23 protein-coding genes are annotated in these 21,726 nt (G+C 75.7%); 13 read left to right on the forward strand and 10 right to left on the reverse strand.

The features are described from left to right. Window positions 1-139: 139 nt before the first annotated feature. The 4 genes from BKA21_RS09165 (at window position 140) to BKA21_RS09180 (ending at window position 3,716) form a co-directional block, all read left to right on the forward strand. On the forward strand, window positions 140-1,837 hold the full coding sequence (locus BKA21_RS09165; protein WP_140457931.1) for a cellulase family glycosylhydrolase: 1,698 nt from the start codon (window positions 140-142) through the stop codon (window positions 1,835-1,837). Between the two features lie 154 nt (window positions 1,838-1,991). Then, a complete protein-coding gene (locus BKA21_RS09170) occupies window positions 1,992-2,489 on the forward strand; it encodes a DUF2975 domain-containing protein (RefSeq protein ID WP_140457932.1) in 498 nt (165 codons plus the stop codon). Then, entirely contained in the window at window positions 2,489-2,713 is a 225-nt protein-coding gene (locus BKA21_RS09175; protein ID WP_140457933.1) for a helix-turn-helix domain-containing protein, read from the forward strand. Before BKA21_RS09170 ends, BKA21_RS09175 begins: the two co-directional genes overlap by 1 nt. Window positions 2,714-2,783: 70 nt before the next feature. Beyond that, entirely contained in the window at window positions 2,784-3,716 is a 933-nt protein-coding gene (locus tag BKA21_RS09180; RefSeq protein ID WP_239073032.1) for a sulfite exporter TauE/SafE family protein, read from the forward strand. Between the two features lie 28 nt (window positions 3,717-3,744). On the opposite strand, the gene BKA21_RS09185 is transcribed toward BKA21_RS09180, so the two are convergent. Both BKA21_RS09185 and BKA21_RS09190 read right to left on the reverse strand, forming a co-directional pair. Beyond that, window positions 3,745-4,386, reverse strand: coding sequence for a maleylpyruvate isomerase N-terminal domain-containing protein (locus tag BKA21_RS09185; RefSeq protein WP_140457934.1), 642 nt, complete (start codon window positions 4,384-4,386; stop codon window positions 3,745-3,747). Window positions 4,387-4,411: 25 nt separating this feature from the next. Beyond that, on the reverse strand, window positions 4,412-5,314 hold the full coding sequence (locus tag BKA21_RS09190; RefSeq protein WP_140457935.1) for a LysR family transcriptional regulator: 903 nt from the start codon (window positions 5,312-5,314) through the stop codon (window positions 4,412-4,414). Between the two features lie 187 nt (window positions 5,315-5,501). On the opposite strand from BKA21_RS09190, the gene BKA21_RS09195 reads away from it, so the two are divergent. Beyond that, window positions 5,502-5,909 (forward strand): CBU_0592 family membrane protein, encoded by a 408-nt coding sequence (locus BKA21_RS09195; RefSeq protein ID WP_179625345.1) that lies wholly within the window; start codon window positions 5,502-5,504, stop codon window positions 5,907-5,909. A 19-nt stretch (window positions 5,910-5,928) separates the two neighbouring features. Here the strand turns inward: BKA21_RS09195 and BKA21_RS09200 are convergent, their stop codons facing one another. From BKA21_RS09200 to BKA21_RS09225, 6 genes are all read right to left on the reverse strand, one after another. Further along, the gene (locus BKA21_RS09200; RefSeq protein ID WP_140457936.1) at window positions 5,929-6,594 is read right to left on the reverse strand and encodes a response regulator; all 666 of its coding nucleotides are present in this window, start codon (window positions 6,592-6,594) and stop codon (window positions 5,929-5,931) included. Beyond that, window positions 6,591-7,832: a sensor histidine kinase gene (locus BKA21_RS20165; protein ID WP_140457937.1), complete on the reverse strand. Its 1,242-nt coding sequence runs from the start codon at window positions 7,830-7,832 to the stop codon at window positions 6,591-6,593. Before BKA21_RS20165 ends, BKA21_RS09200 begins: the two co-directional genes overlap by 4 nt. Window positions 7,833-7,977: 145 nt before the next feature. Further along, window positions 7,978-8,652: a hypothetical protein gene (locus BKA21_RS09210; protein WP_140457938.1), complete on the reverse strand. Its 675-nt coding sequence runs from the start codon at window positions 8,650-8,652 to the stop codon at window positions 7,978-7,980. Then, a complete protein-coding gene (locus BKA21_RS09215; protein ID WP_140457939.1) occupies window positions 8,649-11,006 on the reverse strand; it encodes a glycoside hydrolase domain-containing protein in 2,358 nt (785 codons plus the stop codon). The genes BKA21_RS09210 and BKA21_RS09215 overlap by 4 nt, the downstream gene beginning before the upstream one ends. A 176-nt stretch (window positions 11,007-11,182) precedes the next feature. Beyond that, the gene (locus tag BKA21_RS09220) at window positions 11,183-12,391 is read right to left on the reverse strand and encodes a hypothetical protein (RefSeq protein ID WP_205689225.1); all 1,209 of its coding nucleotides are present in this window, start codon (window positions 12,389-12,391) and stop codon (window positions 11,183-11,185) included. Between the two features lie 270 nt (window positions 12,392-12,661). Further along, window positions 12,662-13,846 (reverse strand): hypothetical protein, encoded by a 1,185-nt coding sequence (locus tag BKA21_RS09225; RefSeq protein WP_140457940.1) that lies wholly within the window; start codon window positions 13,844-13,846, stop codon window positions 12,662-12,664. Between the two features lie 207 nt (window positions 13,847-14,053). Between BKA21_RS09225 and BKA21_RS09230 the strand changes: the two genes are divergently transcribed. The 5 genes from BKA21_RS09230 to BKA21_RS09250 all read left to right on the forward strand — a co-directional run bounded on the left by BKA21_RS09230 (window position 14,054) and on the right by BKA21_RS09250 (window position 16,529). Next, the gene (locus BKA21_RS09230; protein WP_179625346.1) at window positions 14,054-14,596 is read left to right on the forward strand and encodes a hypothetical protein; all 543 of its coding nucleotides are present in this window, start codon (window positions 14,054-14,056) and stop codon (window positions 14,594-14,596) included. A gap of 83 nt (window positions 14,597-14,679) precedes the next feature. Beyond that, on the forward strand, window positions 14,680-15,012 hold the full coding sequence (locus tag BKA21_RS09235; protein WP_203793489.1) for a ribosomal maturation YjgA family protein: 333 nt from the start codon (window positions 14,680-14,682) through the stop codon (window positions 15,010-15,012). Between the two features lie 79 nt (window positions 15,013-15,091). Then, complete coding sequence (locus BKA21_RS09240; RefSeq protein WP_140457941.1) at window positions 15,092-15,421, forward strand: ArsR/SmtB family transcription factor; 330 nt, start codon at window positions 15,092-15,094, stop codon at window positions 15,419-15,421. Continuing rightward, window positions 15,418-16,098 carry a cation diffusion facilitator family transporter gene (locus tag BKA21_RS09245; RefSeq protein ID WP_140457942.1) on the forward strand — a complete coding sequence of 227 codons (681 nt, stop codon included), beginning with the start codon at window positions 15,418-15,420 and terminating at the stop codon, window positions 16,096-16,098. Before BKA21_RS09240 ends, BKA21_RS09245 begins: the two co-directional genes overlap by 4 nt. A 116-nt stretch (window positions 16,099-16,214) precedes the next feature. Beyond that, on the forward strand, window positions 16,215-16,529 hold the full coding sequence (locus BKA21_RS09250) for a hypothetical protein (RefSeq protein ID WP_140457943.1): 315 nt from the start codon (window positions 16,215-16,217) through the stop codon (window positions 16,527-16,529). Between the two features lie 20 nt (window positions 16,530-16,549). On the opposite strand, the gene BKA21_RS09255 is transcribed toward BKA21_RS09250, so the two are convergent. Next, complete coding sequence (locus BKA21_RS09255) at window positions 16,550-17,335, reverse strand: SDR family oxidoreductase (protein ID WP_140457944.1); 786 nt, start codon at window positions 17,333-17,335, stop codon at window positions 16,550-16,552. Window positions 17,336-17,459: 124 nt separating this feature from the next. On the opposite strand from BKA21_RS09255, the gene BKA21_RS09260 reads away from it, so the two are divergent. Continuing rightward, window positions 17,460-19,217 carry a putative bifunctional diguanylate cyclase/phosphodiesterase gene (locus tag BKA21_RS09260; protein ID WP_170208929.1) on the forward strand — a complete coding sequence of 586 codons (1,758 nt, stop codon included), beginning with the start codon at window positions 17,460-17,462 and terminating at the stop codon, window positions 19,215-19,217. A 35-nt stretch (window positions 19,218-19,252) separates the two neighbouring features. Further along, the gene (locus BKA21_RS09265) at window positions 19,253-19,915 is read left to right on the forward strand and encodes a DUF4241 domain-containing protein (RefSeq protein WP_140457946.1); all 663 of its coding nucleotides are present in this window, start codon (window positions 19,253-19,255) and stop codon (window positions 19,913-19,915) included. Window positions 19,916-19,924: 9 nt separating this feature from the next. On the opposite strand, the gene BKA21_RS09270 is transcribed toward BKA21_RS09265, so the two are convergent. After that, window positions 19,925-20,377 (reverse strand): GNAT family N-acetyltransferase, encoded by a 453-nt coding sequence (locus BKA21_RS09270; RefSeq protein WP_345027397.1) that lies wholly within the window; start codon window positions 20,375-20,377, stop codon window positions 19,925-19,927. Window positions 20,378-20,447: 70 nt separating this feature from the next. Here BKA21_RS09270 and BKA21_RS09275 point away from each other — a divergent pair, with 70 nt between their 5' ends. Beyond that, window positions 20,448-21,698, forward strand: coding sequence for an MFS transporter (locus tag BKA21_RS09275; RefSeq protein WP_203793487.1), 1,251 nt, complete (start codon window positions 20,448-20,450; stop codon window positions 21,696-21,698). Window positions 21,699-21,726: the final 28 nt, after the last annotated feature.

Genomic DNA, 21,726 nt, shown 5'->3' on the forward strand with positions numbered 1-21,726 from the left:
CCTAAACGTTTCCGTCCGGTGCCGCCCGGCACGTGGACGGCTACCGTGGCGAAGCGCTTCGACGACGCCGTCGGGGCGCTGCGCTCGACGGCGAGCCGACGCACGCCCGGGCGCACCCGCCGACGAAGGGCACCCCCGCATGAGACGCACCCTCGCCACCGGGCTCGCCGCCCTGGTGACCGCCACGGCCCTGGCCGTCACGGCCGCCGCCCCCGCGAGCGCCGGCCCCGGCCGCGACCGACCCGTCCGCACCCCGTCGGCCGCGCAGGTCGTGGCCGGCATGCAGCCCGGCTGGAACCTCGGCAACACCCTCGACGCGGTCGGCGCGGACGAGACGGCGTGGGGCAACCCGCGCGCGACGCGCGAGCTGTTCGACGCCGTCGAGGACGCGGGGTTCCGCAGCGTGCGGGTCCCGGTGACGTTCGGCCAGCGCACGGGCCCGGCGCCGGACCACACGGTCGACCCCGCGCTGATGGACCGCGTGGAGGAGGTCGTCGACCTCGCCCTGGACGAGGACCTGGTCGTGCTGCTCGACGTGCACCACGACTCGTGGATGTGGGCGCACGAGATGCCCACCCGCCACGACGAGGTGGTCGCGCAGTTCCGGGCGACGTGGGAGCAGATCGCGGAGCGGTTCCGCGACCACCCGCGCACGCTGCTGCTGGAGAGCCTGAACGAGCCGCAGTTCGCGGGCGTCGACGACGCGGCCGGCGACGTGCTGCTCGACGAGCTCAACCGGGTGTTCCACGAGGTGGTGCGCGGGTCCGGCGGCGGCAACGCGGACCGGGTGCTCGTGCTCCCGACGCTGCACACCAACGCCGGGCAGGAGCGCCTGGACGCCCTGGCGGGCACGATCGACGCGCTCGACGACGCGAACCTCGCGGCGACGGTGCACTACTACGGCTACTGGCCGTTCAGCGTGAACGTCGCGGGCGGGACGCGCTTCGACGCGACGGCGCTGGCGGACATGACGGGCACCTTCGACCGGGTGCGCGAGACGTTCGTCGACCAGGGCGTGCCGGTGGTCCTGGGCGAGTACGGGCTGCTGGGCTTCGACCGGCACACGGGCACGATCGAGCAGGGCGAGAAGCTGAAGTTCTTCGAGGAGCTCGGGCACCAGGCGCGCGCCGCGGGCGTGACGACGATGCTGTGGGACAACGGGCAGCACCTGGGCCGCACGTCGTTCGCGTGGAGCGACCCGGCGCTGTTCGCGCAGATCAGCTCGAGCTGGTCGGGCCGGTCCGGCGTGGCCTCGACGGACCAGGTGTTCGTCGAGCCGGGGGCGGCCACGGACCAGACGATCACGCTGCAGCCGAACGGCCGCACGTTCCGTGACCTGCGCCTGGACGGCCGTCAGCTGAAGAAGGGGCGGGACTACGCGATCAACGGGACGGCGCTGACGCTGCACGCCTCGCTGCTGGACCGGCTGGTCGGCGACGGCCCGACCGGCACGCGCGCGGAGCTGTTCGTGCGGTACGGGGGCGGGCTGCCGTGGCGGGTCGAGGTGGTCGCGGCGACGGCACCGGTGCTGCAGGCGGCGACGGGGACGACCGCGGACTTCGCGGTGCCGACGGCGTTCCACGGCGACCGGCTGGCGACGATGGAGGCGCGGTACGCGGACGGCACGAACGCCGGCCCGCACGGGTGGACGTCGTTCAAGGAGTACGACGTGACGTTCGCCCCGGACGAGGAGGCGGGGCGGATCGTGCTGCGCCCGGCGTTCTTCGCGGAGGTGACGGACGGCGCCCAGGTGACGCTGACGTTCCACTTCTGGTCGGGCCGCACGGTGACGTACGAGGTCACCCGCACGGGCACGGAGGTCACGGGCACCCCCTGACCCTCCCCGCACCACCCGCCGAGCCCGTCGCCCGTCGCCCCGCCGCCTGGTGGGACGTCACGGATGACGGGCTCGGCGGCTGCGGGGGTGGGACAGTTGCCGCGGCTATCGACAGTCGGTAGGTTTCTGTCGTTCTTCGACAGGGGAGGTTGCCGTGGGGCGGTGGGCCGTGCTGGCGCTGCGCGTCGTGATCGTGCTGATGATCGCCGGGATGCTGTTCGTCCAGGCCGTGATGATGCCGCTGCTCGCGGCCGACGCGCGCGAGGAGTCGCCGGACCTCGCCACGACCGGGTGGGTGGTCGCGGTCATCGGGATCCTGGGGATCCTGGCCGTCGAGGTCGCGCTGGTGTGCGTGTGGCGGCTGCTGACGATGGTGCGCCGCGACACCGTGTTCTCGCCTGCCGCGTTCCGGTGGGTCGACGTGGTGATCGGCTGCGCCGTCGCGGGCGCCGTGCTCGCCGTGGTGCTCGGGCTCGTCCTGGCGCCGGGCGAGGCGGTCGCCCCCGGCGTCGTGCTGCTCGTGGGCGTCGGCGCCATGGGCTGCGCGGGGATCGCCCTGCTCGTGCTCGTGCTGCGCCTCCTGCTCACGCAGGCCGTGGCCCTCGACACCACGGCGACGACGCTGCGCGCCGAGCTCGACGAGGTCATCTGATGCCCATCGTCGTCGACGTCGACGTGATGCTCGCGCGCCGCAAGATGACCGTCGGCGAGCTGGCCGACCGCGTCGGCATCACCCCCGCGAACCTCGCCGTGCTCAAGAACGGCCGGGCCCGCGCGGTCCGCTTCACCACCCTCGACGCCCTCTGCGAGGTCCTCGACTGCCAGCCCGGCGACCTCCTCCGCCACGTCCCCGACACCCCCGCACCCCCACCCTGACCCTCTCCCACCCACCCGACCGGGACCACCGGGCCGTGGGGCGCCGGGGGGCGGGGCGTAGCCTCGGCGGGTGGACGAGCGGGCGACGAGCGCACAGGTGACGGACCCCGCCGGTGGCACCGCGGTGACGGGCGGACGGTCGGTGCTGGCGCTGCTCGGGGTCGGGCTGGCGTCCGGGTTCTTCGCCGGGCTGTTCGGGATCGGCGGCGGGCTCATCATCGTCCCCGCGCTGGTCGTGCTGCTGGCGATGGACCAGCGCCGCGCCGTCGGGACGTCGCTCGTGGCGATCCTGCCCGCGATCCTCGTCTCCGTGGGTGCGTACGCGGTGGGCGGCGGCGTCGACTGGCGGGCCGGGCTGCTGCTCGCCGTCGGTGCCGTGACGGGTGCGCAGATCGGCGTGCGGGTGCTGCTCGCGGTGCCGCGGCGCGCGGTGCAGTGGGCGTTCGTCGCCCTGACCGTCGTGATGGTCGTGCAGCTCGTGCTCACCGTGCCCGACCGCGGCCAGGACCTCGTGCTCGACCCCCTGCGCATCGCCGGGCTCGTCGCGCTGGGCCTGTTCGCGGGGGTCCTGTCGTCGCTGCTGGGCATCGGCGGCGGGGGCGTCGTGGTGCCGGCGCTCATGCTCGTGTTCGGCGTCGGCGACCTGGTCGCCAAGGGCGCGTCGCTGGTGATGATGGTGCCCGGCGTGCTGTCGGGGCTCACGGCCAACCTGCGGCGGCGCAACGTCGACGTGCGCGCCGGGGCGGTCGTGGGTGCGGCGTCGCTGGTCACCAGCCCGCTGGGCGCGTGGACGGCCCACGCGATCCCGCCGCGCGCCGCCGCCGTCCTGTTCGCGGCGTTCCTCGTCGTCATCGGCACGACGATGGCCATGCAGGCCCTCCAGCCCACCAACCACCCCGCCACGCCTGCCGCACCCCCAGCGCCCGCCGAGCCCGTCGTCGATGACGCCCGGCACACCGGGGGCGCCAGCGACGACGGGGTCGGCACCTCAGCAGGGCGGTAGGACGCGGTCGCTGCGGCGACGGGGGTGGTCAGAAGGCGTAGACGTCGCGCGCCCGCTCGCGGCGGGTGAGGGTCGCGACCAGCGCGGACTGGCCGTGGCGGGCGACGGAGAGCCGGACGAGCAGGGCCACGACCGGGTCGAGCACCGCGTCGGGCAGGGTCGGCGCCGGCACGTCGAGGCTGGCGACGAGGTCGTCCGCGTGCACCACGACCTCGAGCATGCGCGTGAGCAGGAAGTCGTCGCGGCGCAGCGACCAGCCCTGCCACGGCACGGGGACGACGTCGCGTGCGGTCCCGTCGGCGAGCTGCGCCCGCACGGTGCGGTCCGCGTCGTCGACCCGGTCGAGGAGCGCGGCGTGCCCGGCGCTGGCCTCGTCCTCGTCGCGGCTGCGGTCGTTGACGGCGTCGTCCGGCGGTGCCGTGACCCACGCCGCCCGGCGGTAGTGCTCGTCGGCCGACCCGAGCACGGGCAGATCGTCCTGCTGCGGGAGCAGCTGCGCGGCGCGGACCACCTGGTTGCCGAGGTGGCACGCGAGCGCACCGACGCTCAGGCCCGGCAGGGCGCTGGGCTCGCCCCACGCCGGAGCGAGCTGCGGGAGGCGGAGCAGGTCGCGCGTGACCTGCGCGGCCGTGAGGAAGGCGTCGTCGTACCGGTCCGCGGCAGCGCTCATGCGCGGCAGTCTGGCACGGTGGCGGTCAGACGAGGTCGAGGCCCGCGGCGACCGCCATCAGCTCGTCCAGCACCGCCGTGACCGTGGGCCGGGGCTCGTGCCGGGTCGCGCGGTGCCGGGCGACCAGACGTCGCGAGCCGAGGCCGGGGACGGTCGTGACGGTGACGCCGTCGGGCAGCTCGCCCTGCAGCGCGAGCGCGGGGAGCATGCCGACGCCCTGGCCGGCCGCGACCAGCGCCAGCGCGACGTCGAAGTCGTAGTAGACGTGCCGCGTGGTCAGCGGCCCGACCATCGACGCGACGCGGGCCAGCGCCCGCGCCGCAGCGGTGCCCGGCTCGGCCGCCACCCAGGTCGCACCCGCCAGGTCGGACAGCTGCGCGGGGACGGCCACCGCCGGCGGCAGCACGACCCGCCAGGGCTCCTCCAGCAGCACCACGTCCCGCTGACCCCGGGGGGTGTGGCCGTCGGCGTCCTCGTCGCGCTCGATGAGCACGACGTCGGCGTCGCCCTCGCGCAGGCGGCGCAGCGCGTCGGCGGGCTCGCGCTCCTCGACGACGAGCTCGACCCCCGGGTGGTGCTCGGCGAGGTCCGCGAGCGCGGGGGTGACGACGGCGCGGATGGCGGTCTGGAAGCCGGCGACGGTGACGCGTCCGCTGAGCTCGCCGCCGAGGGTCGCGAGCTGCTTGCGGGCCTCGACGAGCTCGGCCTCGATGCGCTCGGCCGCGTCGGCGAGGATGCGGCCGGCGGGGGTGAGGGTGGCGCCGCGGGGTCCGCGGTCGAGGACGGGCACGCCCTCCTCCGCCTCGAGCCGGGCGATCTGCTGGGAGACGGCGGACGGGGTGACCCGCAGCAGGTCGGCGGCGGCGAGGACGCCGCCGGCGCGGTGGACGGCGAGCAGCACGGCGAGGCGCCGCGGATCGGTGGTCACCCGGGCAGAGTAGTTCAGTTCTACTGAACCCCTGGTGCAGGTTTGTTCGATTGTGCTGAACGCCTGCGGGGCTCACACTGGGCGTGCCGCAGCCCGCCGTCGACGTCGGAGGCGGCGCCCCCACCGCCTGTCCCCCGCGTCCGTGCACCCCCGGACGCGCCCTCGTCACGCCCGAAGGAGCCTGCTCGTGCCCGTCGTCGTCACCGCGCTCGGATGGATCGGCGCGGTCACCTGCCTGACCGCGTACGTCCTGGTCACGCAGGGTCGCTGGTCGCCCACGTCGGGCCGCTACCAGCTGGCCAACGTGCTCAGCGGGCTCATGCTCGGCACGGTCGCGGCGAGCAGCGGCGTCTGGCCGTCGGTCGTGACGAACCTCGTCTGGGCCGCGGTCGCCCTGCACGCCGGGGGGGTGCTGCTGCGGCGGCGGGCGGCGCTGCGGCTCGCGAGCTCGCCGGCCGTACCCGCAGCGCCGCTGCCTGAGGACCTGCCGGTCGCCCCGCCCGCGCGCGGAGCCCTGCTGACGTCGACGCCGACGCCTCGTACGGGTGCGGACGACGCACCGGCGCACGCACCCGTCGTCGACCTCGCGGCCTGACCCGGCCTGCGCCACCGGGCTACCGCGCCGCGCGCTCCCCCGGGCCGACGAGGCCCGTCTCGTAGGCGGTGACGACGAGCTGGACGCGGTCGCGGCGGTGCAGCTTGCGCAGCACCTCCGAGACGTGGGACTTCACGGTCGGCTCGGTGACGAACAGCTCGGCGGCGATCTCCGCGTTGGACAGGCCGCGGGCGACGGCGACGAGGACCTCGTGCTCGCGCGGCGTCAGCAGGTGCAGCGGGACGTCGTCGGTCGCGGGTGCGGCGCGGCGGGAGAAGTCCTCGACGAGCCGGCGCGTGACGGACGGGCCCAGCAGCATGGAGCCGTCGGCGACGAGCCGCACGGCCTCGACCAGCCGCGGCGCGGTGACGTCCTTGAGCAGGAACCCGGACGCCCCGGCCCGCAGGGCGTCGTACACGTACTCGTCGAGGTCGAACGTGGTGAGCACCAGCACGCGGGTGCCCGGGTGCTCGGCGACGACCGCGCGGGTCGCGGCGATGCCGTCGAGGCGGGGCATCCGCACGTCGACCACGGCGACGTCCGGCCCGTGCCGCGCGACCAGGTCGACGAGCTCGACGCCGTCGGCCGCCTCCCCGACCACCGTGAGGTCGGGGGCGGAGTCGAGGATGGCCGCGAACCCGGCCCGGACGACGGCCTGGTCGTCGGCGACGACCACGCGCGTCACGGGGCCGCCTGCTCGGGCAGGTCGACCGTGAGCACGAACCGGTCCCCGGTCGCCGTGGCCTCGACCCGGCCGCCCAGCGCCTCGACGCGCTCGCGCATGCCCAGCAGCCCCCGGCCGACCACCACCGCGGTGGCGCCCGGTGCGTCGTTCGTCATCGTGAACCCCACCCTGCCGTCGTCCTGCGTGCGCTCGACCCGGACCGTCGCGGCCGGTGCGTGCCGGCGCGCGTTGGTCAGCCCCTCCTGCACGGCCCGGTACAGCACGTAGCCGGGGCCGGCGGGCACACCCTGCCACGAGCCGACGACGTCGACGCGCTGCCCCGCGCTCACGGCCGTGGCGAGGAGGCCGTCGACGGCGGACGCGTCGGGCTGCGGCGCGAGCTCGCCGGGGTCGGCGTCGGTGCGGCGCAGGACGCTCAGGGCCTGGCGGAGCTCGCCGAGCGCGGCGCGGGCGTCGTCGGCGATCTCGACGAGCACCTGCCGGGCCGCGGGGTCGAGGTCGGGGTGCTGGTAGGGCGCGGACTCGGCCCGCACGGCGATGAGCGAGACGTGGTGGGCGACGACGTCGTGCAGGTCGCGCGCCATCCGCGCCCGCTCCTGCACGAGCTGCTCGACGTCCCGCGCCCGCCGCTCCTGAAGCGCCGCGGCCCGCTGCTGCTGCCGGCTCCGGCCCGCGGCCCCGACGGCGATCGCGACGACCAGCGCCGCGGTGAAGCAGAATGCGTAGAGTCCCAGGGTCACCGTCTGGTAGCCGGGCCGAGAGCCGGCTGTCACTGCGCCGATGGGCGTCAACGCCGCGCTCGTTCCAGCGCAGTACCAGGCAGCGACCAGGACCGCGGCGACGTACGGGACCGCGGCTGCCCACGGCCTGCGAACCGCGACGACCACGGTGACAGCAACGAGCGCCAGCAGCCAGCCCCAGGCGAACCACCCCGTCCACGGGACGATGAGGAACGGCGTCAGAGCGAGTGCCGTCGCGCGGACGGGCCAGACCCGCGCCAGGACCACGGCACCGACCGACACCAACCCGGCCACTGCGTACTGCGAGACGAGGGGCGACCCGAACGACACGTACAGCCCGCCGTACTCCTCCACCGTCACCGTCCCGACCGGCGGCGTCGCCAGCAGGAACGCGGCGACGACCGTCGCGGCGACCACCGTGCCGCCCCACCGGCGCCACCAGCTCCCGAGGTCGGGCCGGTCCTGCGTGCGCACCTGCGGTGCCTGCGTCGTCGTCACGCACCGATCGTCGCGGCCAGACGACCCCGTGGGCCACCGTCGTGAGGAGGGGACGGGCTCCGCCGCCCGGCGCACCCGACGCCCGCCGGACGTCCGGCCGCTGCACCGCCCCGACGGTGCACCCCCGGTCCCGCGAGGGGCGCGGTCAGGAGGTGCGGGTGGACAGGTCCAGGCTGACCGCGCGGGCGTGCTCGAGCCGGTCGGGGGTGAAGACGAGGTCCTCGCCCGTGCCTGCGCCGCCGGGCCGGCCGTGCGAGCGCACGAGGCGCTGCGCGAGCCGCGCGACGGCGGGGTCGTCGGGCGCGGGGACGAGGTGGAAGTGCCCCTCGCACGGCACGTCGGTCGCGTCGCCGCCCCACCAGACGAGGCCCTCGCAGTCGGCGAGGACGTCGCGGACCACGGTGAGCTCGTGCGGGTACAGACCGTCGCGCGCACCGGGCGGGAAGGCCCCGGGGTCGATGTCGATGGCGGTGCCGGTGAGGTGGTGGGCCTCGTGCGCCGGGGCGTCGGGCGCGACGTCGCCGTACCCGGTGACCGCGTGGTCGACGGGGCGGACCTCGTAGTGGAACCGGCGCGCGACGTGCAGGAGCACGGTCGTCGCGGCGCCCGTCTGGAGGGTGGTGCGGGCGCCGCTGCCCTCGACGGCGACGGTGGCCACGGCGACGGCCGGGACGGCGCGACGCACGGGGACGGCGGCCGCGGGCCGGGCGTCGAGGGGCAGGGCGGCCACGACGCCCAGCCCGAGGCCGACCTGCAGCACGGTGCGCCGGGCCACGACGGGTCCGGCCGGGCCGGTACGGCGGTGCGGGGTGCGGGTCATGACTCCTCCTGCGCGCGGGCGACGACGACGTCGGCGAACGCGCCGCAGAACGTCCGCAGGGCGGGGCGGTGCCGGTCCTGCAGGGCCGTGGGCCAGTCCGTGGCCGGGCTGAGCGCGGCGCGGGCGGCCTTCCACGCCGGGTCGGTGAGCGCGGCCAGGGCCGCGTCGGCGACGGTCTGCCGCCGCGACCGGAACCGCTCGGACAGGGCGGTGCGGTAGCGGCGGGCCGCGACGGGGGCCTGGCCCTGGCGTGCGGGCAGCGCCAGCAGGCGGGCCGCGGCGGGCAGGGCCGCGCCGGCGCGGACGCGCGTGGCCAGCAGCAGACCGTCGAGGTCGGCGACGAGCGTGCGGTGGTCGAGCGCGGTCACCAGGTCCGTGCGGCCGAGGTGCTCGACCACCCACGGGGCGGGGTCCGGCGCGTCGGCCCGCTCCGCCCACCAGGCGCCCGCGAGCGCGACGACGTCGCCGGCCCAGCCGCCGAGGTCGCCGGCCTTGACCGCGGGGCTGCGCCAGCGGGCGGGCAGGAGCAGGGCGGCCTCCGTGGCGGCGGCCCAGCGGGCGACGGGGAGGGTGTCGAAGGTGATCGGGTCGGTGAGCGTGGTCGGGCGGGTCAGGCCCGCGGCGGCGAGGGCGGCGTCGGCGTCCGTGGCGAACCGGGTGTCGCCGGGCGCGAGGGGCGTGGACCAGAACGGTGTGCCCTGGTCGCTGCGCAGGTAGCGCAGGGCGAGGCGGGCGGCGGCGACGGGGCCGCGGTCGCGTGCGCCGCGCAGGCGGGCTGCCGCGACGGTCTGGAGCACGTCGAGGACGGCGAGGAAGGGGTCGACGACGGTGCCCTCGGTCGACACCCGCGTGACGCCGGGGTCGCGGCCGGAGGCGGCGTTGCGGTCGATCTCGACGGCGGCGTCCGCGGGGCCGTCGGCGCCGAGCGTGACGGTCTGCACCTGGTTGAAGGCCCAGTTGCCGGGCAGGGGGTGGCCGGCGTTGCCGGTGTAGCCGGTGGACATGCCGGCGACGAACACGTGGGGCGCGAGGACGGCGCGGCTGACGCCGGTGCACACGTCGCGCGACCCGTAGACGCCGGGGGCGTAGACGCGTCCGCGCTCGCGCAGCGCGGCGGCCACGCCGCGGAAGTACGGGACGACCGCGCCCTCGACGTCGGCGGGCACGGCGTCGTAGTCGACGGCGAAGTAGATGGTCGTGCCGGGCGGCAGCCGGTGCGCCCAGGCGGCGTCGTGGGCGCGCCCGCCCTGGGCGCGGCCGGCGGCCTCGGTGAAGCTGCTCAGGCCGGCGGCGTCCTCCTGGTAGATCGGGAAGAGCGTGAGCCCGGCGTCGAGGATGACGGCGGGCTCGCCGGTGCGCAGGCGCTTGTCGAGCGCCCCGGGCACAGGGGCGTTGGTCAGGTACCGGCCGACCGTGCGGTACCCGGCGGCCCGCAGGGTGGCGGCGCGGGCGGGGGTGATCTCGGTGATGCAGTCCGCGGCCGTGACGGTCCGGGTCACGTCGCCGGTGCTGACGAGCAGCTGGGCCCACGTCGGGTAGTCGCCCTCGCCGGTGACGGGCAGCGCGCTGAACTCCTGGAACCGGCGCACCTGCTCGGTGAGCGCGGCGGTGAACGTGGCGCCGAGCGTCACGGGTCGGGCGTTCAGCACCATCGCGGCGGTGAAGAACTGCACCCAGCGCGCGCCGGTGTCGGTCGAGCCCTCGCGCACGGGCGCCTGCTCGGCGAGGCGCTGCCGGGTCGTCGGGCCGAAGGTGCCGGTGGCGTCGGCGTCGGAGAGCCCGAACTCGTACTGCGCCGCGACGAGGAGGGCGCGCTGCAGGGCGCGGGACGGGATCCCGTCGCAGGGCAGCAGGTCGAGGGAGCGGGCGAACCAGGTGCGGTTGACCCACTGCTGCACGACGCGCACGGCGGTGCGCCCGCCGGGCCGCAGGAGGTACCGGTCGAGGGTCAGCAGGGACTTCATGACCTTGGGGGCGACGCCGGCGTCGGGTGCGCGGTCGAGCCCGAGGTCGGTGGCGCTCTGGCGGGCGGCCTGCGCGGTGGCGGCGGACCACGTGCCGTCGAGGGCGCCCGCGTCGTAGCCCTTGCAGGTCAGGGCCGCCTGGACGAGCGCGACCATGCGGGCGTCGGACGCGGGGCCGATGTCGCCGTGGGCGGCCAGGCGGGTGGCGGTGCTGGGCCCGAAGGCGTCCGAGAGGGCGGTGATGCCGAGCTCGTGCTGCAGCGCGCGGGTCAGCGCGCGGATGGTCGCGGCCCCGGCCACGCCGTCGACGGCGAGCTGCGGGATCCCGGGCACGTCGGCGTAGGTGGCGTTGAACCACACCTGCACCGCGCGTACGCCTGCGTCTGCCATGCGTCAGCCCCCTCCGACGACCGGGCGTCGTCGACCGTGCGGGGGAGGCTACCTGCCGTCGGCGTCTGGGCCGAGCGTCCAGGTCGGTGCGTCAGCGTCCGGACCTGCGCGGGCGGGGGGACGACGAGGCCGCCGCGACCGGCCGGCGTGAGCGGTCGCGACGGCCTCGGCGCCGGTCAGCAGCGGGTGATCGTGCCGCCCGTGACGTTGCTGATCACGAGGTTGTCCGCGCACGGCTTCTCGACGACGCGGGCGCCGCCCGAGAGCTTGAGGTTGCGCAGCGTGATGTCGCGGTTGCCGGCGAACTCGGCGCGCTCGGACAGGCGGACGTCACCGGCTCCGGCGATGGTGCCGCTGGTGGTGGCGAGGCTGACGTTGTAGCAGTTCTCGATGAGCACGGGGTTGTTGCCGGTGTTCGTCAGCTCGACCTTGTTGACGCGCAGGCCGCCGCTCTCGGACACGCAGAAGATCCCGCGCCCGCCGCCGGACGCCCGGACGGTGCCGACCTCGATGTTCGTCGGGTACGACGACCCGACCCGCCCGGCACGGTTCGCGATCCGGAACGCCGCGTAGCCGGTGCCCGTGCCGGCGTTCTTCGCGTCGACGAGGCTGACCTTCGCGTTGATCGTGTTGTTGAGCAGCAGGCCGGAGCCGCCGACGTCACGGGCCGTGACGGTGCCGATCGTGAGCCCGTCGACCCCGTACGTCTCGACGGCCTGGTCACCGACGCCCGAGACGTACACGGTGTTCATCGTGATGTTCTTGGCGTAGCGGCTGGTGTCGCCGAGGTTGTCGACGCGGACGCCGAGCACCGTGGCGCTCGTCAGGCGCAGGTCGATGTCGCGCAGGCGGACGTTGTCGACGTTGCGCAGGAAGATCCCGTACTGCGGCGACCCGGTGAGGTGGAACCGGGCGACCTCGATGTCGGTGGCGCCGCGCGCGTAGATGCCGGCGACGTTGCCCGTGCCGGTCCCGGTGACGTGGATCGTGCCGCAGGACTCGAAGGTCGTGTAGCTGGGCAGCGTGATGCGTGACGTCGCGGGCATCGACCCCGAGCCGTTGACGACGACGCGCTGCTTGCTGGTGCGGCCCGCGGGCAGGGAGTTGATGGCCGTCTGGACGGCCGTGAGCATGTTCGTGCCCGAGTACACCGGGGTGGACCCGCGGTAGGCGCGCCAGGTGCTGCCCTCCTGGACCGCGGACGCGTGCACGGTCGAGCCGGTGCAGCTCACGCCGGGGGCGGCCTGGCTGGGGCCGGCGATCGCGACGAACGAGCCGACGGCCAGGACGAGCGACGTGACGCCCGCGGCGATCGTGGTCCGGGCGCGCCGCACGAGGCGTGGCCGGTAGCGGGCGGGCCGTGCGGTCGTCCCTGCGGTCGTCATGCGTCCACCTCTCGCCGTGGCCGCGGATCGGCGTGGTGGCGACCCCCTGTCCGGTCGCCGCCGCGTGGCGGCCGGACCGCACGCTAGGCGGCCGCGGCCGCGCCCGCCCTGATCAGGAGAGCACTCTCATGGGAGAGACCTCTCATCCGCGCGGGCGTCGGAGGGGGCGTCCTGACGCCCGACGTCGCCCCGGCGAGGGGAACCGGGGCGACGTCGGGCGCAGGGTCGTGCGGCGGCGCGGACGCGTGTCCGGCCGCCGGTCGGGGGGTGTCAGCAGCGCACGATCGAGCCGCCGGTGACGTTGCTGATGACGAGGTTGGTCGTGCAGGGGCTCTCGACGACGCGGGCGCCGTTGCTGAGCACCAGGTTGCGCAGCGTGATGTCGCGGTTGGCCGGGAACTCCGAGCGGGCGGCCAGCCGCACGTCGCCGCGCGAGATCGTGCCGCTGGTCGTGGCGAGGCTGACGTTGGTGCAGTTCTCGATCAGCACCGGGTTGTTGCCCGTGCTGGCGATCTCGACGCGGTTGACGCGCAGGCCGCCGCTCTCCGAGACGCAGAAGATCCCGCGCCCGCCGCCGGACGCCCGGACGGTGCCGACCTCGATGTTCGTCGGGTACGACGACCCCACGCGCCCGGCACGGTTCGCGATCCGGAACGCCGCGTAGCCGGTGCCCGTGCCCGCGTTCTGCGCGTCGACCACGCTGATGCGGGCGTTGATCGTGGCGTTGAGCAGCAGCCCCGACTCGCCGACGCCGCGGGCGGTCACGGTGCCGACGGTCAGCCCGTCGACCCCGTACGTCTCGACCGCGTGCGACCCCGCGCCCGAGACGTACGCGGAGTCGATGGTGATGTTGCGCGCGTACCGGCTGGTGTCGCCGAGGTTGTCGATGCGCACGCCGATGCCCCCGCCGGACAGCCGCATGTCGATCTCGCGCAGGCGCAGGTTGTCGACGTTGCGGGCGAAGATCCCGTACACCGGGGTGCCGGTCAGGTGCAGGCGCGCGACCTCGATGTCGGTGGCGCCGCGCATGTAGACGCCGGCGACGTTGCCGGAGCCGGTGCCCGTGACGTGGATCGTGCCGCAGGACTCGAGCGTGGTGTAGCTGGGCAGGGTGATGCGCGCGTTGGCGCTCATGGTGCCCGAGCCGTTGACGACGACGCGCTGCTTGCTGGTGCGTCCCGCGTCGAGCCCGCCGATGGCGGTGTTGATGGCCGTGAGCATGTCGCCGCCGGCGTACAGCTGCGTGGAGCCGCGGTAGGCACGCCACGTGCTGCCGTCCTGGACGGCGGCGCCGTGCACGGTCGAGCCGGTGCAGGACGTGCCCGCGGCCTGGCTCGGGGCCGCGGTCGCGACCAGCGACGTCGCGGCGAGCGCCACGGACGCGAGCGTGGCGAGCAGCGCCGCTCGTGGTCGGCGACGGGCGGGCAGGGATGTCGTGCGCAGGGCGGGTGCCATGAGGGACCACCTTTCGACGAGGCTGCCGGCCCGACGCGGGTACGCCCCCCGTTGGACGCCCGGGGCGGGCAGCCGCTCGCAGGCTAGGGCGGCCCGATCGTGGGAGCACGGCCGTGAATCGTTTCGGAGAGCGCATTCCACACGATCGGGTGGCAGATCCTGTGAACACGCCTCCGCGCACCGACCGGCCGTGGCAGGGTCGCCGGCATGGGGGCACCTCGAACGGTCACGCACGTCCTGGTCACGCTCGCCGTCGCGGCGACGCTCGCGGCGTGCGCGGGACGCGCGCCCGGCGGGCCGGTCAGCGCGGTCACCGACCCGGCCGCTCCCCCGACCGGGACGATGGCCTGCGCGACGGTCGAGGGCGTCGAGCTCCCGCCGGAGTGCATCCCCGTCGACGTCGAGGCGAACATGGCGCTCAACGACGCCTACCGCCAGCGCATGGACGTCAGCACCGACCAGGTCGCGGCGGCCGAGCCCGAGCGGGCGGCCGTCGAGGCCGCGCTCACGAGCCTCGTCGGCACGCCCTGGACCGGTGCGAGCGTCGCCGAGGCCCTCGTCGCCGCCGGCATCGACGAGGACCGCGCCAGCGTCGTCTCGGTGGGCGCGCGCGAGGCCCCCGAGCAGGTCGAGGTGATCGTCAGCAGCACCGCGACGGCCGTCTGCATCGTCGGCCAGATCGACGCCGCCGGGGTGGAGGTCGCCAGCGAGGGCATGATCGCCGACGGCGGGTGCGTGCCGGCCCAGTGAGCCGCCCCGCGCACCCGGCACCTGCGGACGCGGCAGCTGCCGAGCCCGCTCCCCCACGCCGCCGCGTCCGGATCGCCGGGGCCGTGGTCGGCGTCCTCGTCGCGGGACTGCTCGTCTCCCGCAGCACGGGCCTGGCCGCAGACCTCGCCGGCGGCGCCCTGTACGCCGCGCTCGTGCAGCTGCTCGTGCTGCTCGTGGCGCCGCGCACGCGTCCGCCCGTCGCGGGCGCCGTGGCGCTCGGGCTGTGCACCGCCGTCGAGCTCGCCCAGCTCACCGGCCTGCCGGCTTCGGCGGTCGCCGCCTGGCCGCCGCTGCACTACGTGCTGGGCAGCACCTTCTCCGCCCCCGACCTGCCCGCCTACGCCGCGGGCGTCGCAGCGGTCACCTGGCTCGACGCGACCCGCAGGCGCCGCTGAGCCCCGCGCCGCCCGCCCGGGGCGGGAGCGGCCGCCGCACGGCGATTGTGAGTACACGCCCTGCTGTACTCTCGGGCACGTGGAGACCGTCACGACGACGCACACCGCGGCGCTCGCGCGGCTCGGGCACGCGCTGTCCGACCCGACGCGCACCCGGGTGCTGCTCGCGCTGCGTGAGGCACCCGCCTACCCCGCGGACCTCGCCGACGCGCTCGACGTCAGCCGTCAGGTCATGTCCAACCACCTGGCGTGCCTGCGCGGGTGCGGCCTGGTCGAGGCGATCCCCGACGGCCGCCGCACCTGGTACCGGCTCGCCGACCCGCACCTCGCACCCGCGCTCGACGACCTGCTGCGGCTCGTCCTCGCCGTCGACCCCGGGTGCTGCGGCCCCGCGTGCACGTGCGCATGAGCGCCGCGACCGCACCGACGCCCGCGCGGCGGTCCGTGCTCGCCCGGCGGATCCGCGTCGTCGTGGCGGCGACGATCACCTACAACGTCGTCGAGGCCGCGATCGCCCTGACCGCCGGGACCGCGGCCTCGTCCGCTGCCCTGGTCGGGTTCGGCCTGGACTCGCTCGTCGAGGTGCTCTCGGCCGCAGCCGTCGCGTGGCAGTTCGCCGCGCCCGACCCGGAGCGGCGCGAGCGCACCGCGACCCGGCTGATCGCGGTGTCGTTCTTCGGGCTCGCCGTCCTGGTGTCCGTCGAGGCGGTGCGCGCGCTGCTCGGCGCGTCCAGCCCCGAGACGTCGACGGTCGGGCTCGTGCTCGCCGCGGTCTCGCTCGTGGTCATGCCGGGCCTGTCGTGGTTCGAGCGGCGCACCGGCCGCGAGCTCGGCTCGGCGTCGGCCGTCGCGGACTCGAAGCAGACGCTGCTGTGCGCGTGGCTGTCGGCGGTGCTGCTCGTCGGCCTGGCGCTGCACAGCACCCTCGGCTGGTGGTGGGCCGACCCCCTCGCCGCGCTCGTCATCGCCGGGTTCGCCGTGCGCGAGGGCCTCGAGGCGTGGCGCGGCGACACCTGCTGCACCCCCGTGGCCCGCCTCGTCGACGACGTCACCCCCACCTGCACCGACGGCTGCCACGACGACTGACGGTCGCGCGACCGGACCCGTCAGGCTGTCACGGGAGGGCTCCGCCATCAGGACGCGGGCAAGGCCGTCGAGTTCGTGACCACGGCGCGCCGCGGGCCGCTACGGTCGTCGCAGGCGTGCACGGCACGCACGGGCAAGGGGCGGGAGCGACGGTGGAGCAGGAGCGGGCCGGGTGGTGGGGCCGGTGGGTGCGGCGGTGGGTGTCGTGGGGCGGTGCCGTGACCGCGGTCGGTCTCGGCAACCTCGTCGCAGCGCTCAACTGGAACGCGATCCACAAGGGCTTCGCGGCGTCGGTGGCCGCGGTCGAGGACCTCCCGATGGCATCGACCGCCGAGGCGGCGTCGCAGCGGTACGCGATCTTCGGCTTTGCGCTGCTGATCATCGGTCAGCAGATGGTCACCCGCCGCGCCCGGGACGTGCCGGGCACCTGAGGGGCACCTGACGGGCATGGTCAGCGGGAGGACCAGCCGCCGTCGGAGGCGATGGTCTGGCCCGTGACCCAGTCGGCCTCGTCGCCGAGCAGCCACGCGACCAGGCGCGCGGTGTCGGCGGGGGCGCTCCATCGGCCGCCGGGGTTGAGCGCGGCGATCGCGGCGCGTGCCTCGTCGTCGGCGTAGCCCGTGTCGTTGGGGCCGGGGTTGACGCAGTTGACGGTGATGCGGCGGGGCGCGAGGTGCACCGCGAGGCTGCGGGTGACCTCGTGCAGCGCGGCCTTGGACGCGATGTACGGCAGCTCGCCCGGCATCGCGCCGTGGTACTGGCCGGACGTGAACAGCACCGCCCGCCCGCCGGGGCGCGCGTCGTCGTGCTGCGCGGCCAGGGCCTGGACGAGCAGCAGGCTCGCGCGGGTGTTCACGGCGTAGGACAGGTCCAGCTCGGCGGCCGTGAGGTCCTCCAGGGCCTGCGCGCTGGAGCGGGCGTGGTTGGCGACGACGGCGTCGACGTGCCCGAACGCGTCGCGCGCGGCCTCGACGAGCGCCGCGGGCGCCGCCGGGTCGGCCAGGTCGGCCGCGACGTGCTCGACGCGCCCGCCGGAGGCGCGCAGCTCGTCGACGAGGGCCTCCGGGCCGCCGGGGTCCGCGCCCCAGGGCTGCTCCGCGTCGTGCGGGGCCCACGAGTGCAGCAGCAGCGCACCACCGTCGGCGACCACACGCCGAGCGATCGCCGCACCGATGGCGATCCGCCGGCTCGCACCCGTCACCACCACGACCCTGCCGTCCAGCGCACGCCTCGTCATGGCGCGATCCTCGCCGGGCCGCGGGGCCCGGCGCACGCGGAATCCGCGCGGTGCGACGGCGGTCACGCCGGTCCGGGTGCCCCAGGGACTTCCGTCCGCGCCCCGACGTGCCGATGGGGAGTGCATGACCTCCGTACCCGCGCGCGACGGGACGGTCCGCGTCCTGGTGCGGACCACCGCGTACCTGTACGCGGTCGGCGGTGCCGGGGCGGCGCTCATGTCGGTCGACGTGATGCGTCAGGAGGCACCCCGTGGCGTGCTGCTGCTGGCCGTCGCGCTCGGCGCCCTCCTGCTCGCTCCGCTGCTGATCGCTCTCGGCACCCGGCTGCCGCGGTGGGCGCTCAGCCTCGCGGTCGCGCTCGCGACGCTCGCCCTCGCGGCGGGCACCTTCCTCGCCCCCGACCCCGTGGTCGGCGTCGCGTCGGCGGCGATGACGGTGCTGGTCTCGGTCGACGCGATGCTCTTCTTCGGGTGGCGGGAGGCGTGGGCGCACGTCGTGGCGGCGACCGCCCTCCAGATCACCGCGCTGGTCCTGGTGCACGACGTGTCGGGGCTGGTGTGCGCGGCGCTCGCCGTGCTGTGGCTGGGGGTCGCCGGGGCGGTGGGAGTGCTGGCGCGGCAGGCGTCGAGCGCGCGCGTCGACGCGCTGACGGGCCTGGCCAACCGGCGCGGGTGGGACGGTGCGCTCGAGGACGCCATCGACCGGGCCGCCCGGCGCGGCGAGCCGCTCTCGGTCGCCCTCGTGGACGTCGACCACTTCAAGGTCGTGAACGACGAGCGCGGGCACGCCGCCGGGGACGCGCTGCTGCAGGCGATCGCCGACGCCTGGGTCCACGACGGTCCGCCCGACGTCGTGCTCGGACGCCGCGGCGGCGACGAGTTCGCCGTGCTCATGCCCGGGCTGCCGGGCGAACGGGCCCGCGTGCTGGCCGAGCAGCTGTGCGCCGGGGCGCCCGTGCCGACGTCCTGCGGGGTCGCCGAGCACGTGCCCGGCGAGTCCGCGTCGGAGCTGCTGCGACGCACCGACTCGGCCCTGTACGCGGCGAAGGCCGCGGGCCGCGGGCGCACCGTGCTGTCGTCGAGCCCCCGCCACGGGCTGTCGCGCGACCTGCTCGTCGCCCTCGACGACGGAGACGTGGGCGTGGCCCTGCAGCCGATCGTCGACCTCGCGACGGGCGACGTCGTGGGCGTGGAGGCGCTCGCCCGGTGGCAGCACGCCGAGCTGGGCGCCGTCGCCCCCACCGACTTCATCGCCGTCGCGGAGGAGTCCGGGCTCATCGGGCGGCTCGGCGAGGCGGTGCTGCGCCAGGCCTGCGCGGACGCCCTGGAGCTGCAGCGCCGGTGGGGCCGCCCGGTCGACCTCGCGGTGAACGTCTCCGGCCGCGAGCTCGTCGACGACGGGTACGGCCGACGCCTGCGGGCCACGCTCGCGGAGGTCGGGTGGCCGCCGACGCAGCTGGTGCTGGAGGTGACCGAGAGCGTCGTCGACGCGTCCCAGCTGGTCGCGCTGCGCGAGCTCGCCCGCCTGCGCAGCTTCGGCATCCGCGTGGCCGTCGACGACTTCGGCACCGGCTGGTCGTCGCTCAGCCGGCTCGACGAGCTCCCGGTCGACCACCTCAAGCTCGACCGGTCCTTCCTCACGCACGTCACCTCGTCGCCGCGCCGGACCGCCATGGTCCGGGCCCTGCTCGGGCTGTGCCAGGAGCTCGGCATCGACACGGTCGCGGAGGGCGTCGAGACCGCCGACCAGGCCGCGCTGCTGCGCTCGCTGGGCTGCCCTCTCGCGCAGGGCTTCCTGCTGGGCCGTCCCGCGCCGGTGGCCGAGCTCGCGCTGACGGCACCGGTCCGCACGACCGCGCCGCCCGAGCGGAGAGCCGGCTGACGCGTCGCGTCAGCGGTGTGCGGCATGCTGCGCGCATGGACGTGACGACCTTCTTCGCGCTGCGCACCGGCCCGGCGACCCAGACCGACGGCCGTCCCGCGACGCTCACGGTCCACGACGTCGGCACGCTGCGGGTGCCGTCCGGCCTGGTCCGCGCGTGCGACCCGTTCATGTCCCTCGAGGACGGCCCGGTGTTCGTGGTCCCGGCCGGCGACCACCCGGTGCGCGTGACGATCGCCGACGTCTCCCCCGCGCTGGACGGGTCGCACCTGCGCGAGGCGTACCTGACGCTCGTCGTCGCCGACGGCACGCCCGCCACGGCCACCTACCCCGACGCCCACCCGGAGGGCCCGGCACCCGAGGGCGAGGCGTGGGGCGTCGGCGTCGACACCGGGAGCGTCGCGCTGGTGGACCTCGACGCCCTGACGCGCTGCATGCCCGCGGACCCGCGCACCTGGTACGACGAGGTCGTGGACCACGCCGGCCCCGACTCGTGGTTCAACCGCATGGAGGACGCGGTGCCGCGCGCGGGCATGGCGGACATCGTGCTGCCGTCGGCGCCCGCCGGGGAGAACGTCGTGATGACGCGCTCGGGCTGGGGCGACGGCTTCTACCCGGTGGTCGTCACGCACGACGCCGCGGGCCGGCTCCTCGGCCTGCACATCGACCTGCGCGTGGTCGGCGAGGTCGTGGCCTGAGGCCGGGCGTCAGGGCGTCGTGCCGTCCGCGACGACGTCGGCACGGTCCGGGTGCGACGCGACCCAGGCGGCCATGAACGGGCACTGCGGCACGACCCGGTAGCCGCCGGAGCGCGCGTCGTCGAACGCCCGCCGCGCGAGCGCCGACCCGACGCCACGCCCCTCCCACGCGTCCTCGACCACCGTGTGCGTCAGCACCCGGGCGCTGTCCTCCCGCGCGACGTACACGGCCACCCCGGCCCGCTCGTCGCCGACCCATGCCTCGTACCGGTGCCGCTCGGGCACGTCCCGCACCTCGACGTCCGTCATGCGCCCATGAGACCACTTCCGTCCGGTCGTCGTGGTCGGGCGGCTCACGACCCGGCTCGACCTGGGGCGATGTGGACGACGCACCGGCATGGGGCGTGCAGGGGGTGTCGACGGGATCCACGCGCCGGCCTTGCTGGTCTTGGGTGACGTCATCCGTTGGGGATAGACCGACCTCAGGTGGACAAGACTGGGCGGGCGCCGGGACTGCACCTAAGGTGCGTCGGTGCTCCGTCGTGCTCTCGAGACCGCCCTGCCCGCGCGCCTGGGGCCGGCGTTCCGGTGGCTCGTCGCCTCGTCGTGGTCGACGAACCTCGGCGACGGGCTGCTGCTGGCCGCCGGTCCGCTGCTGGTGGCCTCGCGCACCGCGGACGCGTTCCTCGTCGCGCTGGCCGCGCTGCTGCAGTGGCTGCCGCCCCTGCTGTTCGGCCTCTGGGCGGGCGTCGTCACGGACCGCGTCGACCGGCGGCGGCTCGTCGTCGGCGTCAACGTCGTGCGGGTCGCGGTGCTCGCGGTGCTGGCGACGGCCGTCGCGAACGACACCGCGCCCATCGCGCTCGTGCTGGTCGCGCTGTTCGTGCTGGGCACCGCGGAGACGTTCGCGGACAACGCCGCGGGCACGCTGACGCCCATGCTCGTACGCCGCGACGACCTGGCGGTCGCGAACTCGCGGCTGCAGGCCGGGTTCGTCACCCTCAACCAGCTCGCCGGGCCGCCGCTCGGGGCGGCCCTGTTCGCGGCCGGGCACGCGCTGCCGCTGGCCGCGGACGCGCTGCTCGTCGCGGCCGGTGCCGTGCTGGTCTCGCGGCTGCGGCTGCCCGCGCCCGAGGGGCCGCCGCGCGAGCGCCGGCACGTGCTCGCCGACGTCGCCGAAGGGCTGCGGTGGACGTGGCACCACGCGGCCGTGCGCACGCTCGTGCTGACCATCCTCATCTTCAACGTGACGTTCGGTGCCGCGTGGTCGGTGCTGGTGCTGTACACCCAGGAGCGGCTCGGGCTGGGCGACGTCGGGTTCGGGCTGGTCACGACCGTGCAGGCCGCCGGCGGTCTGCTGGGCATCGCCGCCTACGGCTGGCTGACGGCGCGCGTGTCGCTCGCGGGGCTGCTGCGGATCGGGCTGGTGATCGAGACGATCACGCACCTGGCGCTGGCGCTGACCACGCAGGCGTGGCTGGCGCTGGGGATCTTCTTCGTGTTCGGCGCGCACGCGTTCGTGTGGGGCACCACGTCGGTGACGGTCCGGCAGCGGGCGGTGCCGACGCACCTGCAGGGGCGGGTCAACTCCGTGAACCTCGTCGGGGTCTACGGCGGCCTGGTCGTCGGCGCGGCGATCGGCGGCGCGCTGGCCCAGTCGTTCGGCGTGACCGCGCCGTTCTGGTTCGCGTTCGCGGGGTCGGCGGTGTTCGTCGTCCTCATCTGGCGCCAGCTGCGGCACGTCGCGCACACCGACGCCGCACCGCCGCCCGCGGACGACTGACGCCGCGGTCGCCGGTGTCGGTGCCGTG

This window comes from Cellulomonas oligotrophica (assembly GCF_013409875.1).
GTDB classification, from domain to species: domain Bacteria; phylum Actinomycetota; class Actinomycetes; order Actinomycetales; family Cellulomonadaceae; genus Cellulomonas; species Cellulomonas oligotrophica.

Bases quoted from the DNA above. Each gene is read 5' to 3' on its own strand.
- BKA21_RS09165 (WP_140457931.1), top strand. From the start codon at position 140: ATGAGACGCACCCTCGCCACCGGGCTCGCCGCCCTGGTGACCGCCACG.
- BKA21_RS09175 (WP_140457933.1), top strand. From the start codon at position 2,489: ATGCCCATCGTCGTCGACGTCGACGTGATGCTCGCGCGCCGCAAGATG.
- BKA21_RS09185 (WP_140457934.1), bottom strand. From the start codon at position 4,386: ATGAGCGCTGCCGCGGACCGGTACGACGACGCCTTCCTCACGGCCGCG.
- BKA21_RS09210 (WP_140457938.1), bottom strand. From the start codon at position 8,652: ATGACCCGCACCCCGCACCGCCGTACCGGCCCGGCCGGACCCGTCGTG.
- BKA21_RS09215 (WP_140457939.1), bottom strand. From the start codon at position 11,006: ATGGCAGACGCAGGCGTACGCGCGGTGCAGGTGTGGTTCAACGCCACC.
- BKA21_RS09220 (WP_205689225.1), bottom strand. From the start codon at position 12,391: ATGACGACCGCAGGGACGACCGCACGGCCCGCCCGCTACCGGCCACGC.
- BKA21_RS09225 (WP_140457940.1), bottom strand. From the start codon at position 13,846: ATGGCACCCGCCCTGCGCACGACATCCCTGCCCGCCCGTCGCCGACCA.
- BKA21_RS09230 (WP_179625346.1), top strand. From the start codon at position 14,054: ATGGGGGCACCTCGAACGGTCACGCACGTCCTGGTCACGCTCGCCGTC.
- BKA21_RS09245 (WP_140457942.1), top strand. From the start codon at position 15,418: ATGAGCGCCGCGACCGCACCGACGCCCGCGCGGCGGTCCGTGCTCGCC.
- BKA21_RS09255 (WP_140457944.1), bottom strand. From the start codon at position 17,335: ATGACGAGGCGTGCGCTGGACGGCAGGGTCGTGGTGGTGACGGGTGCG.
- BKA21_RS09260 (WP_170208929.1), top strand. From the start codon at position 17,460: ATGACCTCCGTACCCGCGCGCGACGGGACGGTCCGCGTCCTGGTGCGG.
- BKA21_RS09265 (WP_140457946.1), top strand. From the start codon at position 19,253: ATGGACGTGACGACCTTCTTCGCGCTGCGCACCGGCCCGGCGACCCAG.
- BKA21_RS09270 (WP_345027397.1), bottom strand. From the start codon at position 20,377: ATGACGTCACCCAAGACCAGCAAGGCCGGCGCGTGGATCCCGTCGACA.